This window comes from Mucilaginibacter sp. P4_E8 (assembly GCF_056401495.1).
The window spans coordinates 1-2,019 of record NZ_JBFUJG010000331.1 but is presented as its reverse complement, the minus strand read 5'-3'; the positions used below and the strand labels follow the sequence as shown (position 1 = coordinate 2,019).

The following is a 2,019-nucleotide window of genomic DNA, read 5'->3' as shown; positions in this document are numbered from 1 at the left end:
CCCTTAGGTGGCAGTAAAGGTGGTTTATGGATGCGGGTTAGAAATACATTTATCATTTTTATAGTGAGCGGATTTTGGCACGGAGCAAACTGGACATTTGTAATATGGGGCGCGCTAAATGCACTTTTTATAATGCCCTCTATAATTTTCAAAACCARCAGGAGCAACTTAGAAATAGTAGCAAAAGGCAAGTCCCTTCCTTCTCTGCGGGAGCTTTTTGATATTCTGCTAACCTTCTCTTTAACTTTAATAGCATGGATATTTTTCCGCTCGGCAAGTGTAGGGCAAGCGCTACAAATAATAGGCGGTATATTTTCTAAAGACTTATTTAAGATGCCTCAAACGTCACCCCGACCTGTAATTCTGGTTATAATCATTTTATTCGTGATCATTGAATGGATTGGGAGGGAAGGAAAGTATGCTATTGAAAATATAGGGATAAGGTGGACACCTGTTTTAAGGTGGAGTTTTTATTCATTCATTATAGTTTGTATAGGCATGTACATGCAAACGAGCGGGTCAGATTTTATTTATTTTCAATTTTAGTTATGAAACGATTTAYAGTTAGACTATGCTTATTTATAGCGTTTGCCAGCGTTTTTTATATCATAACGATATTAATATTTGGAACATTAATTCCCTCGTCGCTTGCTAAAAACTTTGATGATTTTGGGGGATTGGGCTTTACCAGCAGGAGGATGAGCGAGGCGGCAAAGGTAAATGGAGTTGATGTAATAATTATAGGATCATCACATGCTTACAGGGGTTATGACCCGAGGATATTTAAAAAGGAAGGATTAAGTGTTTTTAATCTTGGCTCAAGTTCTCAATCGCCATTACAAACAAAATACCTGGTAGAAAAGTATATTAAAAATTTAAAACCAAAATTTGTTATTGTTGACATATATCCCATTTTATTTGGTGTGGATGGCTTAGAATCGCAAATAGATTTGATATCAAGTGGATTAATGGATAAGGATATCGTGAAAATGTCGTTCGAAATTAATAACATCAGGCTTTATAACAGTTTAATATTTGGCGCATTTAATAATACGTTCCATTTAAGAAAGCAAAAGAAATTAGACAAAAAAGGAGATACCTATATTCCCGGAGGATATGTGCAATCATATGAAAGTTTGAAATTTAAGAAGGTAAGATTTACTCAAAAAATTAGTGTATCTGCTTTACAGTTAGGCGCATTTAAAAAAATGCTGGCTGAGTTGCGGCACAGAAACATTAAATACATCATAGTGCAGGCGCCTTTTTCAAAATCGAACTATAATTCCTATACAAATAATGATGAAATTGACAGGTTGTTTTCTGGTTTGGGTGAGTATTATAATTTCAATAAAATATTGAATTTACCTGATAATATGTACTATGATGATAGTCATTTAAATCAGTTTGGAGTTAATATATATAATGCCAAACTAATTGATACGCTAAAGAGATCTGGTATTTTAAATACCGTGGCTGGACTTAAACCCACCGATTGTGTAAAGAACTACCAGGCTTTAAATGATAAGTAACATCATATTGCAAGTGGGCGTTTGACTTATTTAGCTCGCTGTTTATAAAATAAAGAAAGCCCGGATCAGAGTTAACAACTCGGGTCCGGGCTTTCTTTTAATAGGTTCAGTTAATTTTATATTGCAATATTTTCGACTACTGGAAAATGGTGTAGTTTATTATAGTACGCAAAATCCTTATGGTTTATTTCCTTTTGAGGCAGGGATTTAAAATAATCCAGGGTGATCTTGAGGCCCTCGCTTCTGGCGACTTTGGGTTCCCAGCCTAAAATGCTCCTTGCTTTGGTAATATCCGGGCGGCGCTGTTTGGGGTCATCCACCGGTAATGGCAGGCTGATGAGCTTTTGATCGGTGCCGGTAAGCTTAATGATCTCTTCGCCAAATTGTTTGATGGTGATCTCATCCGGGTTGCCGATGTTCATGGGTTGTGCATAGTCGCTGTGCAGCAGGCGGTAAATACCTTCTACCAGGTCATCCACATAACAAAAGG

General features: G+C 36.6%; 2 protein-coding genes and 1 pseudogene. 2 read left to right on the top strand and 1 reads right to left on the bottom strand.

Annotation, left to right across the window (positions count from 1 at the left end):
* The coding region (locus tag AC1DRQ_RS31090) for an MBOAT family O-acyltransferase (protein ID WP_477429933.1) at positions 1-546 on the top strand (546 nt) is incomplete at its 5' end.
* A 2-nt stretch (positions 547-548) separates the two neighbouring features.
* The gene (locus AC1DRQ_RS31085) at positions 549-1,529 is read left to right on the top strand and encodes a hypothetical protein (RefSeq protein ID WP_477429931.1); all 981 of its coding nucleotides are present in this window, start codon (positions 549-551) and stop codon (positions 1,527-1,529) included.
* A gap of 116 nt (positions 1,530-1,645) precedes the next feature.
* Here the strand turns inward: AC1DRQ_RS31085 and AC1DRQ_RS31080 are convergent.
* A pseudogene (locus AC1DRQ_RS31080) lies at positions 1,646-2,019 on the bottom strand (SDR family NAD-dependent epimerase/dehydratase); the annotation flags it as partial.